The sequence below is a fragment of the Dyadobacter flavalbus genome, from assembly GCF_006149045.1.
Lineage (GTDB): Bacteria > Bacteroidota > Bacteroidia > Cytophagales > Spirosomataceae > Dyadobacter > Dyadobacter flavalbus.
This window is the reverse complement of the sequence record NZ_VBSN01000027.1, coordinates 59273-74941: the sequence shown is the minus strand read 5'-3', so window position 1 is coordinate 74941 and position 15669 is coordinate 59273. Positions and strand designations below refer to the sequence as shown.

The following is a 15669-nucleotide window of genomic DNA, read 5'->3' as shown; positions in this document are numbered from 1 at the left end:
ATCTGTAAGCAATTCCAAAACAGAATTTTAATTTTCCAATGCCGGACAATAAACAAGAAGTTCTAAAGAAATATTTCGGGTACGATGCCTTTCGTGCTCAACAATCAGAGATTATTGATACGGTAATGGCGGATAAGGATTGTCTGGTCCTGATGCCGACAGGAGGCGGGAAATCGGTTTGCTTCCAGATTCCGGCCATTCTCCGCAACGGGCTTACTGTTGTGATTTCGCCGCTCATTGCATTGATGAAGGATCAGGTGGAGGCGCTGAAAAGCAATGGTATCAATGCTGCATTTCTCAATTCGTCTCTTTCTTCTTCGGAACAGGATCAGGTGATGTGGCAGGCAAAAACGGGTGAACTTAAGTTACTTTATATTGCTCCGGAAAGGCTCTTTTCAGGAAATACATTTGAGTTTCTGAAAGACTGGAATGTATCGCTGTTTGCTATTGACGAATCGCATTGCATTTCTTCCTGGGGCCATGATTTCCGTCCGGAATACCGACAGCTTAATTCCCTGAAACTGCGTTTCCCGAATGTTCCCGTCATTGCACTTACTGCAACTGCCGACCGGGTTACGCGCCGCGATATTCTTAAACAGTTGAACATTGAAAATGCAGAAATATTTGTCGCCAGTTTTGACCGCCCGAATCTTAGTCTGACGGTACTTCCGGGAAGAAAGCGTCTTCAGCAGATCCAGAGTTTTATCAGCAAACATGATTCCCAGCCTGGAATCATTTACTGCCTGAGCCGCAAAGGAACCGAAACTGTTGCTGCAAGCTTGCAAAGTGCCGGTTTCAAAGCGGATTTTTATCATGCGGGCCTTGCTCCGGAAAAACGGTCGCGCGTTCAGGAACAGTTTCTGAAAGATGACATTCAGATTATTGTGGCAACGATTGCATTCGGAATGGGCATCGACAAATCCAACGTGCGCTGGGTAATTCATTACAATCTGCCTTCCAACGTTGAAAGTTTTTACCAGGAAATCGGGCGTGCCGGCCGCGACGGTTCTCCTTCCGATACGGTTCTTTTTTACAGTTATCTCGATATCATAACGCGTCAGGATATGATCAACAATTCGGATCAGTCTGCTGAACAGAAAGAATTGCTGCATGCCAAACTTAACCGCATGAAACAGTATGCAGAAGCCGATATTTGTCGCCGCAGGATTTTACTGAGCTATTTCAATGAAGCTGTGGATAAAGATTGCGGAAACTGCGACGTATGCCAGAATCCGAGAACGCGCTTTGATGCAACGATCATTGCACAAAAAGCATTATCTGGCATTGCACGTACGAACCAGAAAGTGGCAATGGGTATGCTGATTGATATTCTGAGAGGAAGCCGCAACCGCAATGTGCTGCATTATGGCTATGAACAGCTTCCGACTTTCGGCGTTGGAACCGAGTTGCGGGGTGAAGAATGGGCCGAATACATCAGTCAGCTTTTGAATTCGGGCGCGATGGATATTGCTTATGACGAGGCGCATGCTTTTAAACTGAATCCGGTAAGCCGACAAATCCTGAAAGGCGAACGCAAAGTAGAGCTGGTGAAATTTATCCCGCTGGCCGAACGCAAAGCCCGGGAAGAAGAACTTGTTCCGAAAGAAAAACCAAAACAGGAAATTATACGCGACGCGCTGTTCGAACGCCTTCGTATGATGCGGAAACAAATGGCCGATGCACTCGGCGTGCCGCCTTATGTCGTTTTCAGTGATGCCACGCTTTCCGAAATGGCACAGAAAAAGCCGGTTTCCGAAGCACAGATGAAGGCCGTTTCTGGCGTCGGTGCCGAAAAATTCAGAAGGTACGGTGAAACGTTTATCAATGAAATCGTTGCTTTTGCAAAGGAGAACACTAAGCCGGGAACGCGTGTCGTGAAAGGAATGACTTATATTGAAACGCTGGATTTGTACAAGGAAGGCTATTCCGTAAAAGTAATTGCCGAAAAGAGAGAACTCAATGCCGTTACGATCATTTCGCACTTGATCAAGCTGAAAGAAGACGGCCACGATATTAATCTGAAAAAACTCATTGACCATAAAGCATTAACAACCATAACGCAGGCGGCACGTGAAATACAGGTCGGCAAAAATGATCCGCTGAAACCGTTGTTTGAGCTGCTTAATGAGCAGTTTGATTACGGCCAGATCAGGCTTGCGCTGGCTTTGTCGGAAGATGAAGACCCATTTTAAAAAATATAAAAAGCAGAAAATTACAGAAGAAGAATCCTTATTATAAATTAAATCAATTGCTATGTCGAGAAAGAATATACTATCGGGATCTCCGTGGGAAGATAAAATGGGCTATTGCCGGGCAGTCCGGATTGGAAATGTTATTGAAGTGGCGGGAACTGTTGCCATTGTGGACGGTGAAAAAGTAAAAGCGAACGATGCTTATGCACAAACCGACAACATCATTGAAAGAATTGCAAAAGTGCTGGAAGAAGCCGGAGCCAGTCTGAACGATGTCATCCGGACACGTATATTTACAACGGACATCCTTTATTTTGACGACATAGCAAGAGCACATGGCGGTTATTTCAAAGATATAAAACCGGCAACCGGAATTTACGAGATCAGTCAACTGGTCGCTCCCGATTATCTGGTGGAAATTGAGTTTACAGCTATAATTCAATAATATAAAAGAATAGTCAAAGTGGCCTTAACGATGTTTTAAGGCCATTTTGATGCTATACATTAATTTATCTGCGTTACAACCAATTGGCTTGAAAATTGCTCTTTGTTTAGTAGTTGTCTGAATTGGAATTGAAAACAAAGGCACCTTTTATGAAAAACCGACAAACATTAATTATATCCTCTGTTCTGCTGGCTCTTTGCGTATTTGAAAAAAATGCAAGCGATAAAGCTTCAAAAGTTGAAAATGCAAAGAATATGTTCAACACTACATCAGAAAATTACAATAATGCTGTTATTTCTGATAAAACTGCTCCTGAAACCAAAGAAAATGAAGCTGTCGAAAAACCGGATTACCAAAGATACGCCATGCTTCAGTTCACTTCTGCCGACAGTACTTCCGGGTCAAAACTCCAGTCAAAGCTTTAAGCCCTGATTTGCTGAATATTTCACCAGAAAGCGAAATTCTGGGTAATTGGGTAAACAAAGGTTTCAATCAGCTGAAAAGGCCCATTATATCTTCCTGACTTAATTTTTTGATAAACCCGGATTCCCCTCCGACAAGGTCTTCGGCAAGATCCTGCTTGCGTTGCTGAAGCAAAAGGATCTTTTCTTCAATTGTATCCTTGCAGATCATTTTATAAGCAAATACCTTACGCGTTTGTCCGATGCGGTGTGTTCGGTCAATAGCTTGTCTTTCCACGGCAGGATTCCACCACGGGTCTACAAGATACACGTAATCCGCTTCCGTCAGGTTAAGTCCCACGCCGCCGGCTTTCAGGCTCATCAGAAACACCCTGCATGTCTGGTCATTCTGAAAACGGTTTACCCGTCCGGCACGGTCAACGGTTTGTCCGTCCAGATATTCGTAAGGAATATTCATTTTTTCCAGATGCTTGCGGATCAGATCCAGCATTCCGAGAAACTGGCTAAATATCAGAATCTTGTGATTGGAAGCATTTTCCTCGATTTCCCTTGTAATTTCTTCCAGCTTTGCCGATTCGGTTCCATAATCTTCATCGCCCGATAAAATGGACGGGGAATCGCAAATCTGGCGGAGTTTAAGCAATGCTTCAAGTATCAGAAAACTGCTTTTGTTCAGACCTTCCGTAGCCAGTTTTTCTGCAATTTCAAGACGGTATCTTTCCCTGAAAGTATCGTAAACCTTGCGCTGCTTGTTACCCATTTCGCAGAACAGGATCGTTTCGGTTTTATCCGGCAAATCCGTCGCTACTTCTTCCTTTGTGCGTTTCAGCATAAAAGGATAAACCAGTTTCCTGAGTTCAGCGGCTTTGTCTTTGTCCTGGTATTTATCAATCGGCGTTGCATACTCCGCTCTGAAAAAATCCGCGTGGCCGAGCATGCCCGGATTCAGGAATTCAAATTGGGAATACAGATCAAAAGTGTTGTTTTCTACCGGCGTTCCCGTCATGGTTAAGCGGTTTTTTGCCCTTAACAGCCGCGATGCTTTTGAAGTCAGTGAATCGGGGTTTTTTATGGCCTGCGCTTCATCCAGAACAATGTAATTGAAATCAAATTTGCGCAGCAGTTCCACATCGCTGCGCATGGTTCCGTATGTGGTCAGAATAACATCGTAATCCCTGAAAAAAGCAATGTCCTTACGACGCGTCATGCCGCGGTGAACGTATAATTTCAAGTCCGGCGTAAACTTTGCTGCCTCAGCCTGCCAGTTGAAAATCAGCGTAGTAGGAACTACGACCAAGTTCGTACACTCTGGATTCAGGTTTTTTTGCTGCTGAAGAAACGTCAGCATCTGCAATGTTTTTCCAAGACCCATATCGTCGGCAAGGCAACCGCCCCAACCAAATTCATCGAGAAAATGAATCCATTTATAACCTTCTTCCTGATATTGCCTTAATGTCGCATTGACATTTTCCGGAAGCGGAACATTCGGGATCTGTTTGAAATTGAGCAGTTTTTGCTTTTTTTCCCATAATTCCCTGAAAACTTCTTCATTGTCTATTTCGGATACAAGCTCGTCAATCAGAGAAAAATGGATTTTTGACAAATGAATCTGCTCTCCTTCCACCCGTCCGAACTGCAGCAGCGGTTCCAGTTTGCTGATCCATTCTTCCGGCAGTACGCCCAGAGAACCATCCTGAAGCTGAACGTAATTCTGTTTTTTCAGCAAAGCTTTTTTAGCATCGGCCAATGTAACCTGCTGATCGCCAAAGCTGATTTCCACCTGCATATCAAACCAGTCGATTCCTGAGGAAGCCGTAACTTTTACAGTACCGCGATTGAGATTGAAACGCATTTTTTTCAGGTCTTTGAAACCCAGAAGTTCATACTTCTTTTTCCCGACTGCTTCCACAAAACTGAACAGCCAGCCTTCTTTCATGACATTGTCCAGCGGAACGTAAAAAAACGGCTGTCCGGACTGATTTTTAAAGATCGGATTCAATGATTTAATCCATTCCCAGACTGAACTTTCTGCTTCCAGATTTCTTTCCAGCATTGTAATGCGGTTGTCTTCGAAACCGGCTTTGGTCCGCCGCTGATCGTGCAGGAATTCGATCTCATTTTCATCGTTTTCACCGGCATAAACAAAAGAAGGCACAATCAGCAAATTGGCTTCGTCCTCTTTAAGAAATATACGCGGTTTGAGGAAATTCAGCGGTTTGGACTGTACTTCATGGCGCGTCTGGAAAATAATGTCGAACTGTTCTGTAAGCGGAATGATCCATTCTGACAAAAAGCTTTCCGAAAATTCCTTTTTAACGCGGATTTTGTAACCCGTCTGACTAAGATAAGCAACCATTTCTGCTTCGCTGATGCCAGCCCAGCGGAAAAGGATATTTTCATTGTAAATACCCAGCCAGAAACTGTCGAGTGAAACCACTTTCTGCAATTCCACCGGACTGCCGGCTTTCAGTTCCACGTAAGGATTAAGCGTAATAAATTCCTTGTCTTCTGTCAGTACAAAGAAAATCTTGACCGGATCGCGATGCAGGTCAAGCTGTGTAAGCTGGTTATTGCTTGTTACATAATCGCCGTCGGAAAGGTAAAGTCTTTCCGAGTCCAGATCGCTGAAAATCCGGTTCAGCTGCTTTCCTACGTAATTTCTGGCTTCGTAGCGCTGCTCGGCACTTACATCGTCAAAGTGCAGATATGCGTTATAGGCCCAGCCCTGTTTGCGGATAAATTTCTGAAGTCCTTCTTCCCAGTGCTTGGCAACGCGCACAAGTCTGGCATCGGCTTCTGTAAGCACCGGAATTTCATCAGCCGTATAGTAATGGCTCGATCCGCCGGCTATGTTCCGGATGTTGGTGATTTTTTCGGATTTGGAACTGTGCTTGACAGAAAATACACCGAAGCCAACGTCAAGCAAATGATCTTTTCCCTTTGGCCAGAAAACAAATATTGATATGCGGTCTTCTTCATCCTGACTGCCGTCAGCGGCTGTAACGCTGAAAGATGTGTTCTGAACGGGCAGTATTCTTTCCTTTAAAGTATTCCAGTCCTGAAATGCCCCTATTTTCTGAATGGCCGGATCGAGTTTGACAAGATTCAGCTTTCCGTCTTCATCCAGTTTGAAATCGAATTTGCCTTTAATATCATTTTCGAGCGAATAGCCGTATTCTGCAAGTAAACTGGTTTTCTCGGCTGTCAGATCGCGCATGACTTCGAATGCACGTTCGCCAAGTTCCTGCCTGAGTTTCAGCAAAGCCGCCAGTTTGTGCTCGCAAAGCGGAACCCACAGCTTCTTGTTGCATGTACAGGAAGTATGTATCTGTTTTGTACCTTTAACTCTCTGAACACCAACCGTATATTCCTGTCCATTTTCCTCAACAAGGCATTCGGCCTCGCCTTCTTTTGCAGAAACTATTTCTGTTTTCTGAATGGATTCCCTGTTTTTCCAGGTATCTTCCAGAACCAGGTTTCTAAGGTAAATTTCCTTGATTTCTGCCAGCTCGATCACCGTACTGCTCATTTCATAATCCACCTGCTTGATAGCCGGCATTTTATCGAGTATGTACAGGATTGCTGCAACGCGGTGTTTGCAAAGTCCGTTTTTATCAGGACAAGAACACTCGGTCGTTATCTGGGGTGTGAGGAAATCCCGGATCCCGATCTGATAATATTGAATAGAATAGTCGCTTTTGACCTTGAATTCAGCGTTACCGGGTCCGTTATAGTCCAGTTTGGAGACTTTCAGCCCGCCACTGCTATAAATGGAACGTCCTCTTGACAATACATCTTTCTCCGCCCGCCTTATTAAGAAGTTGGATAATTTCTCCTTCTTTTCGTTTTCCATTTACCCTGCTGCCATTTAAAATGCAAAAGTACGGGATGTTTCTGTTTTATAGAAACGCAGAAGGCATATATAGAAAAACTGAATTACTGTATGTAAGGCTGATCTATAACTCCAATATGGCCCGGACTTATTTTTTTCTGGTAGAATGCAGCAATATGCGTGCCTATGTTCGGGTACATGAGTTTTGCATCCAGTTCATTCAGCGGAATCCAGACGATTTCAAGCGCTGTCGTCTGTTCCGGATTCAATTGGGGTACGCCGGCGGTAATCTCGGTTTCAAAGGCCATATGCAATGTTTCCCGGCCCAGTTCGGGCCATAAAACTTCGCCGCTGAAAACCATCGTATTTACTTTTGCAGCAATCCCAAGTTCTTCATTCAGCTCACGTTCAAGCGCATCGGAAAGACATTCTCCTGAATCCGGATTACCGCCGGGCAAAGCATACACATGCTTGTCGCCATAGCAGTAACGCAGGGTAAGAAGTGAATTATTACTGAGAATGATAGCCGAAGGACGTACGTTCATAATTTCTGTTTGCTGTTGTTTGCTCTTTTCCCGGAATTTCAGGTTTTAAATAATCAGTAAACAAAAATTAATCCTGCAAAACCATTTTTTCAATCAGCAGCATAAAAATGTGAATCACTTTAATATGTATTTCCTGAATCCGGTCGGCATAACCAAAGTGCGGAACGCGGATTTCCACATCCGCAGCGCCGGCCAGTTTTCCGCCGTCTTTGCCCGACATGATAACCACTTTCATGCCTTTTGCCTTTGCAGCCTCCACTGCGCGGATGATATTGGCCGAATTTCCACTCGTGCTCAATCCCAGCAAAACATCACCCGCCTGGCCCAATGCTTCAATGTATCTTGAAAATACGAATTCGTAACCATAGTCATTGCTGACGCAGCTGAGGTGACTTACATCCGAAATGCAAATGGCGGGCAGAGCTTTGCGGTTATCGCGGTAACGGCCGGTCAGTTCTTCAGCAAAATGCATGGCATCACAGTGAGAACCGCCATTTCCGCATGAAATGATTTTCCCATTATTGATGATCGAATCGGCCATGAGCCTGGCTGCGGCTTCAATTTTTGCTACCTGCTCCGGGTCGTTCAGAAAATTTTCAAGAACCTTTTGTGCTTCATTTAATTCCTGGTTAACAATGCTTTTATAATCCATTTTCTGTGATGTCTTTAATTTTTTATAGCTTTCAGCACATGCGTTTTCCGGCCCGGGCCTTTGTGCCTTTGTACGGTAAAGCCAGCTGCGGCCAGTGCTCTTTTAACGATGCCTTTGGACGAATACGTTACAAGAATGCCTTCCGGCTTTGTATGTGATGCAATTTTAAGGAATGTTTCCGAAGTCCATAGCTCAGGCTGCGCGCGGGGATCAAATGCATCGTAAAAGATGACGTCAAAAAGCACGTCCGAAGTATAATCCTGAAGCTGGATATTTTCCTTCCGAAATGAGAAATTTTCCGAAAGGCGGTTTTCTTCGGACCAAGTGCATTCATGAAGTTTCATAAATCCTGCCTGTCCGGTAAGCGCTTCGTAATTCAAAAGGAGAGCTTCTTCCGGCAGTACGGGAAAAGCTTCTACGGTTGTATAAAAAACAGGTTTTTGCAGCTGATCCGCCAGCTTCCATGCAAGCAACGCATTCAATCCTGTGCCAAAGCCCATTTCAAAAACATAAACCGGGCCGGCTGCATTTTCCAGTACAGGACGCAGGCCAAGGTTGATATAAATGTGCTCCGATTCATTGAGCGCACCCTGTAAAGAATGATACTGCTGGTTGTGCCGGAAGCTGTACAAAGAATGTGAACCGTCTTCTGTTACAATAAGGCGTTCCAAAATTAAGCCGTGTATTTAGTTTGGCTTAAAAGTAATTAAATCATTCTTCGCAGGATTATTTGTGTAAAGAAAATATCTCCTCTGCGCTTCACGAGCAGATCGATGCTTTTGCCGTCGCCGCGCTGCATCAGTTTGTATATTTCACTTACATTCAGTTCTTCTGCCGGATGATTGTTGATAAAAAGCAACTGGTCGCCTTCCATAAGCCCCGCATGCGAAGCCGGAGAATCCTTTACAATGTGATTGACAATATAGGAATGCAGGTCATTTCCTTCCGCCCGGATTTCCATACCGCTCATATCATGCTCGAATTTCTCACGCAAACGGCTTTTTACCGGTTTGAGCACCATGTACTGTTCCTGATAATTCATGGTGACCTTAAACCGTCGCAGCAGCTCGCATCCGATATTTCCCTGCCGTTCAAAGCCCGGATGCAGTTTGGAAGCAAATGCAATGCTGTCGGGAAAAGAAGCCACAATGTTGTTCAGCTGAAAACGTCCGAGCCGCAGCTTGTCTATCCGGCCCAGATTCCCGTTGATCACGCCGTTCAGACCGCGTCCAAGCTGGGCCCTGATCACTTTTTCCGGCAGTCGGAAAGATTCTTTGGGCGAATTGTTCAGTAACAATGCGTGGCCTGCGCCGGTATCGATCAGGACGCGGATCGGGCGTTCGCGGCCATCGGCAAACAGCGTTACCGCATCGGTAAAAGGTTTGGTATCTTCAATAATAAGCTTGTGCTTGTCGCCTTTGCTTGTTTTGTAACGATAGTTTTCCGGACGCATGAGAATGAGTTCTTTTTTGGAAAAATCAATCGTGACAACAAAATTGTTGAATATTTCATAGCCGAAAATACCATGCACCGGAACACCGACGTACTCCGAAAGGCGCAGGAAATCATCTTCCAGCACGACTATATTCTGGTGATTGGCTTTTAACCTGCCCATTGAAAACCGGTTATCAATGGCCACATGTGCTGAAATGGCATTTCCTTCTCCCGCGCCGGTCAGGTTTACTTTTCTGGTAAGCCGGAGTTTGTCGGGCTTCAGAACGGAAGGATCGGTAATAATAATGGAACTTACTCCTGTGTCAAGAATAAAGCGGAGCGAATCGGTGTCGTTGATCTTTGCATACAAAAGGATCAGATTGGAATGCAGTTCAAAGCGGATGCGGGCAGATTTGCGGTTCTTTTCAAGAAAATAACCATACTTTTCCTCTGAAACCGGGGGAACATCTGTTGATTCTGCAAATGATATGCTGAAAGTAAAAAGTATGATTGCTGTTATAAACCACTTAGACGTTTTCATCGTGGCCTCCTTTCTTTAAATTCTAAGTACGAAAATCCTGTATTAACATCAAAAACCCTTTGGTTACAAGCAACTTACCGCTGCTTTTCTCTTCGTCCGCTGTCTTAAGTGCCGATTTTTGCCTGATCGGTTATTAAGGTAAAATTAATATTATTTGTCTTAATTAAACACAAAAAAATCTTCCTATTTACAAACTTTCTGCAATTTTCCAGAACATTTACGGATAATCATGTAAATGATGAAAATATGGTACTTTTGTTGCGTAAATAGACGTTTTTTCACAATAAAAATTTTCCCATGCGTAAAAAAATTGTTGCCGGTAACTGGAAAATGAACAAGGTTCTGGATGAGGCAGTTGCACTTACTTCCGAACTGATTACGATGGCTCAGGATGAAGTACAGGGCGATGTCAGAATTATACTTTGCCCGCCTGCCATTTATCTGACGGTCATTAAAAAATATATAGAAAATTCGCCGAATTTTTCGCTGGCTGCACAAAATTGCTCCGACAAAGTTTCGGGCGCATTTACCGGAGAAATCTCTGCACAGATGCTGAAATCCATTGGTGTGGAATATGTGCTGATCGGACATAGCGAGCGCCGTCAGTATTTTCATGAATCCAATGAACTGCTGGCTGAAAAAGTCAATACGGCGCTGGAAAATGGCGTTTCTCCGATTTTCTGCTGCGGCGAATCGCTCAAACAAAGACAGAATGAGGATTACATCGGATTTGTAAAAAACCAGATCACAGAAAGCCTTTTCCATTTATCAGCCGAGCAGCTGCTTTCCGTTGTTATTGCGTATGAACCGATCTGGGCAATCGGCACCGGGCTTACTGCTTCCGCATTGCAGGCTCAGGAAATGCATTCAGCTTTGCGTCAGCACATTGCATCAAAATACGGCGAAGAAGTCGCGCAGGAAATTTCTATTCTTTACGGCGGAAGCGTTACGGCGGCAAGTGCGCCCGAACTGTTTGCTTCTCCCGATATCGACGGCGGACTGGTGGGCGGTGCGTCATTGAAATCAAGAGAATTCACTAACATTATCAAGGCAAGATAATTTCTGCTGCATTGTTTTAAATAAAAAGCTCAGGCTTAAAGGTTATCCTTTTGGCCTGAGCTTTTATGTTAGAAGCTGAAATCAGGAATTACATGTTTGTAATTACAAATTCAACCCTTCTGTTTTTCCTGCGTTCCTCGTCGCTTCCTTTTGTCAGCGGCCGGGTTCCGCCATATCCTTTGGCTTCAATACGGCTGTTGTCAATTCCTTTATTTACAAGATATTCCTGAACCGCTTCTGCCCTTTTTCTGGAAAGTTCAAGATTTTTGTCAAAGTCACCGACATTGTCCGTATGGCCTTCCACGCGGATGCGGATTTCCGGATTGTCCTTCATCATCTGCACAAGCTGATCCAGCTCACTGGACGATTCGGGTAAAAGCGTAAACTTGGAAGTCTCAAAGTAAATATTCGGAAGTGTAATCGTTTCTCCCACAGCCAGCGGCGTCAGATAAAGATCCTGCTCAAATGCACTGCGGCTTACCGAATCCGCCGGGGAAATTTCAAAGGAAGAACCGTAATATCCTTTTGCCGTTACGCGCAAAGTATATTTTTCCGCAGGGTCCATGCCAATCCGGAACTTGCCCGATGAGGATTTGATCTGAAGTGAATCCCCTTTTTCAACATAAGTAATCTGTGCTGCAACCGGCTGTCTGGTTTTTATATTGTAAACAGTTCCTTTCAGAACAGCAGCCGTAACCGCAGTTTCTGTTTCCTTTTTCAGCGGTTCCGGTTTTTCAACCGGTGCCTTTTCAGCAGGAGCCGGTTCAACCGGCTTTCTTACAGGCTTTTCGGCTTTTGCTGTCGTTTTAGGCGTTTTATTCAAAGGATTTTTAATGTGAATTCCGTAGAAGTTCCAAGTCTGCGATCCTTGCGAACTACGGCCTTCATAAAAGTCAAACACTTCCATTCCCGGCGGCAGCTTTTCAAAATACGCGACAAAATCCACTTTTTCTCCCGGCACTACGCCTTTTGTCGTTGTAGTCGGAATATTTTCCGCTTTGATCAGCTTGTACTTTTTATCAATTTCACCGGGCTTGTACAACCGCGTTTCAGGATCCAGCCAGATCTGGTTTTTACCCATATTTTGCATATCCGGACTTTTCATATCAGGCAATCCGTACAGTTTCAGCTGCGGCATCAGTGGAGACGAAGATTTGTTTTCCGTAAACTGCAGATAAATAACCGTATGCTGGCCTGTAAGCTCCACGCGCTTGATCTTTACATATGGCGCAGACTGCTCGTCCACTTTCGGGTTATCGGTAATTTGTCCGAAGCTGCTATTGACGGAAGTCCATATAGTAAGAAGGAATACTAATAATGACTTGACATTCATGACTGTAAAAATTTAATCTTTAATAAATATCCGAAAAAACGCCCGAACGGCTCTGATAGTTTGTTAAAAATTGTTAAACGCAGCGAACTCTCTAATTAGCAGGAATATGCGCTGCCCAGAATTGCGGATCATAACGTTCCCACGCATGGCATGCAAACGGAAGTTCATGATTGGTAAGCTCGAATGTAGCGGCCGGACTTTTTTCAAAAGAAAAATGCATGGCTTCCTGCCAGGACGGAAGTTTCAGAAACAGTTTCATGGGAAAGAGACGCGTAGCTTCCTGTGAAAAAAGCATGTCTTCATTGCCTTTCCACGGCGGATAAAAACGGTTGTAAATTTTCAGGTAACGGATAAATGACGGAATCCTGCGCAGGGAAAGACCTCCGTTGAGTACGAAACGGCGGCTGGACAATGCAGCTGAAAATACATTCGCTGAGCCTGCCGGAAGCGCATCAAATTCACTCTGATGCAAAGAAGGCGCGCCGATGTAATCATACCTTTTCCGGCACCATTGCATCAGTTCGTCACGGAACACCAATGCGTCCAGCTGATAAATCAGCATGTATTCATACGGCAGGAACGACCTGTAAAATTCAATGGAAACAAGCAATTTATTATAAGCGTCAATGCCGGTAAAATGTGCGTCATCCAGCGAGATCAGGTCAATGGCAGGATATTGTTCTTTCAGGTGATCAAGGTTTAAACTCCGGGGCTTGAAAACTTTTACAGGATAACCTTGCAAAACGGTCATACACTGCTTTAAAGACAACTTTTCAGCTTCGGATAACCGGGATTGATAAACCGGAATGACAACGGCAACGGACGGATCGCTTTGTGAACTGTTCATAACCTGAAAACTATTCCAGCAAGTCGCCAATGGCAGGCAGCCACCAGTCTTTACTGCTGAATTTGTAATAACCTCTCACAAGCTGATTGAGAATAGGCGTAAGTCTTTTGTAACGTGTTTTCGGAAGAGATGCCCGGCGGTTGAAATGCTTTTGCGATAAATACAGCTTGATCAGTTTTTCTCTCGGAATGAACGGTATGGACCTTAGCAAAAGGTAAAGTTCGTTGAGCTTGTTTGCCTTTTCTTTTAATGGAACAAGCTTTTCCTCACGGTCTCGCAGCAGCCGGTCTTTCAGCTGCACTTTTTCGAGCCGGCTTCCGAACCCGACCTGCTGACTGGAATGGATGCGGTACATGATCAAAGTATCGGCAATGAAATCGATTTTGTTTTCCAGGCTCAGTACAACGGCGATCCAGGCATCATGAATCAGATCGGGAACATGCGTCGGAAAAGGAATGAGCCTTTCCAGACAGGATTTCCGGATGGCAAGCGTTGCGCCGGTGACGACAAACCCGTTAAAAAGGATTTCATGCGGCTTTCCGCTTTTCCATTTGTTTTGCCCCGGCTGATTGAATTCAATTTCCTGCCAGATTGTGATTCCGGTAGGTTTTGAATTATCGTCAATCAAAAGTCCGTCTGAAAAAACAGCGTCGGTTTGCGGATGTTCATTCAGGTAATCAATTTGTTTCTGCACTTTGTCTTCCCGCCACAAATCGTCCTGATCACAAAGGAAAATAACGTCACCTTTACACAATGTCAGGCATTTTTCGAAGTTTTTGGTAGAGCCGATATTCTGTTCGTTTATATAAATATGAACCGGAAAAGGGCTTGTTGCGGCAAAAGTTTTCAGAATATTGATAGAATCATCCTTCGACCTGTCGTCGCATACAACCAGCTCATCGACAGCGAGTGTCTGGTCAGCAATGCTCCTCAACTGTTCAGACAAATACTTTGCCCCGTTGTAAGTACACATGGCTACTGAAATCATAATGTGTATATAGAATTTGATTTAAAATGCTGCAAGTTAACTGCGAAACATACCTCCGCGCAACACGGAACACACATTTTTACCATGATTTATCTATTGGGTAATTTTCCGCAACAGGCAGTTTTACGACATGATGAGCCACTGCCCAGGACATAATATCCGAGTAGGTTTTGGCTTCACGATAATAAATCAGCGGCGTAGCGGGATTCGTTTTCCACTTCATAATGGTTGCAATCTGCTCTTTGTTCATGTTTTTAAGTGCCGCAAGATTATTGTGAAAGCTGATTCCCCAAATCAGCACGCCGGACGCTGCAATTAATTTGAGATGACTTTTTTTGATGATTTTCATATCCAAAAAAATAAGGAGCAGGAAAAGCGGGATTGAAGCTGTGAAAAACATGTAACGCGGCGCTATGCCTCCGGCCGCCTTGGTTTCAAACCTTGAAATGGAAATAATGATGCCCGTCAGAACCGGAAATGAAAGCAGGCAATACAACAGCGGGTTTTTAAAAGCATAGCCTTTCAGGAAAAGCCAAAGCCAGCAAACTGCAACAGCAAGGCCTGTAACCATGCACAAAATAATGTTTACGTTCACACCTGCCGGCGGATTGACATAAATAAAGCTGCCCAGAAAAGTAAACAGCAGCCGTGCCATCCATCCGAAATTGAACGCTGAATGAGCCGTAGCGCCGATTTCCGGACGCGGGAGAAAAGTAATGACCAAAAGTACAAGCGAAAGCGTGCCCCATATAAAAAGCAAAAGCCGCTTCTTTTGTGCAAACAGCAAAAAAGTACCCAGAAACAACACGATAAAGCCATTTCCGAACGACAGCACGGCCAGTACCGCAGCAAATACGGATGCAAGAAAATTGCCGTCCGGCCGCTCCGAAGTTTTGTTCAGCAGAAAAAGGCTTAAAAATGAAAAGAAAAAAACAGTATAATGCTGAATGCCGCCCCAGTAATAAAACGTAACCTGCCAGAAAGACAAACTGGCCAGAAATGTCGTTATGATAAGCACCGTTTCGGAAACCAGCTGCTTCTGCTGCTTTGCAAGTGCCAGCATCAGAACAAAAAAACCGCATAGAAACAGATTCTGAAAAAGGATCAGATGCGCAAAATTGATATAATGGAAAAGGCCGTAATAAACAGCGGCCGCAGCTTTTGAAATCAGTATTCTGTGTTCGTTATGACGGTTGAATATTTCTGAGACTTTTCCGGTGAAAGTATTGTTTTCAAAATAAAACCGGCGGATAAAGTCCAGCGTTGTGTTGTAATCGTCAAAAGTGGGTGCATTCAGGACATTATTGAAAAGCGTAAATCCAAAAACTAAAATAATGGCAAGCGTTAAGCCGATTGAGAAATATTTACTCATATCTGAT

General features: G+C 44.2%; 13 protein-coding genes. 4 read left to right on the top strand and 9 right to left on the bottom strand.

All coding sequences use genetic code 11. From position 1 onward, the window contains the following. Positions 1-38 precede the first annotated feature (38 nt). From recQ to FEM33_RS05525, 3 genes are all read left to right on the top strand, one after another. Positions 39-2192 (top strand): DNA helicase RecQ, encoded by a 2154-nt coding sequence (gene recQ, locus FEM33_RS05535; protein WP_139011097.1) that lies wholly within the window; start codon positions 39-41, stop codon positions 2190-2192. A gap of 61 nt (positions 2193-2253) precedes the next feature. Next, on the top strand, positions 2254-2637 hold the full coding sequence (locus tag FEM33_RS05530; RefSeq protein ID WP_139011096.1) for a RidA family protein: 384 nt from the start codon (positions 2254-2256) through the stop codon (positions 2635-2637). Positions 2638-2759: 122 nt separating this feature from the next. Then, complete coding sequence (locus tag FEM33_RS05525) at positions 2760-3062, top strand: hypothetical protein (RefSeq protein WP_139011095.1); 303 nt, start codon at positions 2760-2762, stop codon at positions 3060-3062. Positions 3063-3129: 67 nt separating this feature from the next. Here FEM33_RS05525 and FEM33_RS05520 read toward each other — a convergent pair whose 3' ends face one another. The 5 genes from FEM33_RS05520 to FEM33_RS05500 all read right to left on the bottom strand — a co-directional run bounded on the left by FEM33_RS05520 (position 3130) and on the right by FEM33_RS05500 (position 10063). Further along, a complete protein-coding gene (locus tag FEM33_RS05520; protein WP_139011094.1) occupies positions 3130-6912 on the bottom strand; it encodes an SNF2-related protein in 3783 nt (1260 codons plus the stop codon). Between the two features lie 83 nt (positions 6913-6995). Further along, the gene (locus FEM33_RS05515) at positions 6996-7436 is read right to left on the bottom strand and encodes an NUDIX domain-containing protein (protein WP_139011093.1); all 441 of its coding nucleotides are present in this window, start codon (positions 7434-7436) and stop codon (positions 6996-6998) included. Between the two features lie 67 nt (positions 7437-7503). Beyond that, complete coding sequence (lpcA, locus tag FEM33_RS05510) at positions 7504-8088, bottom strand: D-sedoheptulose 7-phosphate isomerase (RefSeq protein ID WP_139011092.1); 585 nt, start codon at positions 8086-8088, stop codon at positions 7504-7506. Positions 8089-8102: 14 nt separating this feature from the next. Then, positions 8103-8759 carry a tRNA (5-methylaminomethyl-2-thiouridine)(34)-methyltransferase MnmC2 gene (gene mnmC2, locus FEM33_RS05505; RefSeq protein ID WP_139011091.1) on the bottom strand — a complete coding sequence of 219 codons (657 nt, stop codon included), beginning with the start codon at positions 8757-8759 and terminating at the stop codon, positions 8103-8105. Positions 8760-8794: 35 nt separating this feature from the next. Then, positions 8795-10063 (bottom strand): aspartyl protease family protein, encoded by a 1269-nt coding sequence (locus FEM33_RS05500; protein ID WP_139011090.1) that lies wholly within the window; start codon positions 10061-10063, stop codon positions 8795-8797. A gap of 297 nt (positions 10064-10360) precedes the next feature. Between FEM33_RS05500 and tpiA the strand changes: the two genes are divergently transcribed. Then, the gene (gene tpiA, locus FEM33_RS05495) at positions 10361-11122 is read left to right on the top strand and encodes a triose-phosphate isomerase (protein ID WP_139011089.1); all 762 of its coding nucleotides are present in this window, start codon (positions 10361-10363) and stop codon (positions 11120-11122) included. Between the two features lie 88 nt (positions 11123-11210). Here tpiA and FEM33_RS05490 read toward each other — a convergent pair whose 3' ends face one another. From FEM33_RS05490 to FEM33_RS05475, 4 genes are all read right to left on the bottom strand, one after another. Next, a complete protein-coding gene (locus tag FEM33_RS05490; protein WP_139011088.1) occupies positions 11211-12455 on the bottom strand; it encodes an OmpA family protein in 1245 nt (414 codons plus the stop codon). A 91-nt stretch (positions 12456-12546) separates the two neighbouring features. Further along, positions 12547-13302 carry a DUF5672 family protein gene (locus FEM33_RS05485; protein WP_139011087.1) on the bottom strand — a complete coding sequence of 252 codons (756 nt, stop codon included), beginning with the start codon at positions 13300-13302 and terminating at the stop codon, positions 12547-12549. A 10-nt stretch (positions 13303-13312) separates the two neighbouring features. Then, positions 13313-14290, bottom strand: coding sequence for a glycosyltransferase family 2 protein (locus tag FEM33_RS05480; protein WP_139011086.1), 978 nt, complete (start codon positions 14288-14290; stop codon positions 13313-13315). 79 nt (positions 14291-14369) lie between these two features. Continuing rightward, positions 14370-15662, bottom strand: a complete 1293-nt coding sequence (locus FEM33_RS05475; protein WP_139011085.1) for a hypothetical protein — start codon at positions 15660-15662, stop codon at positions 14370-14372. Positions 15663-15669 lie beyond the last annotated feature (7 nt).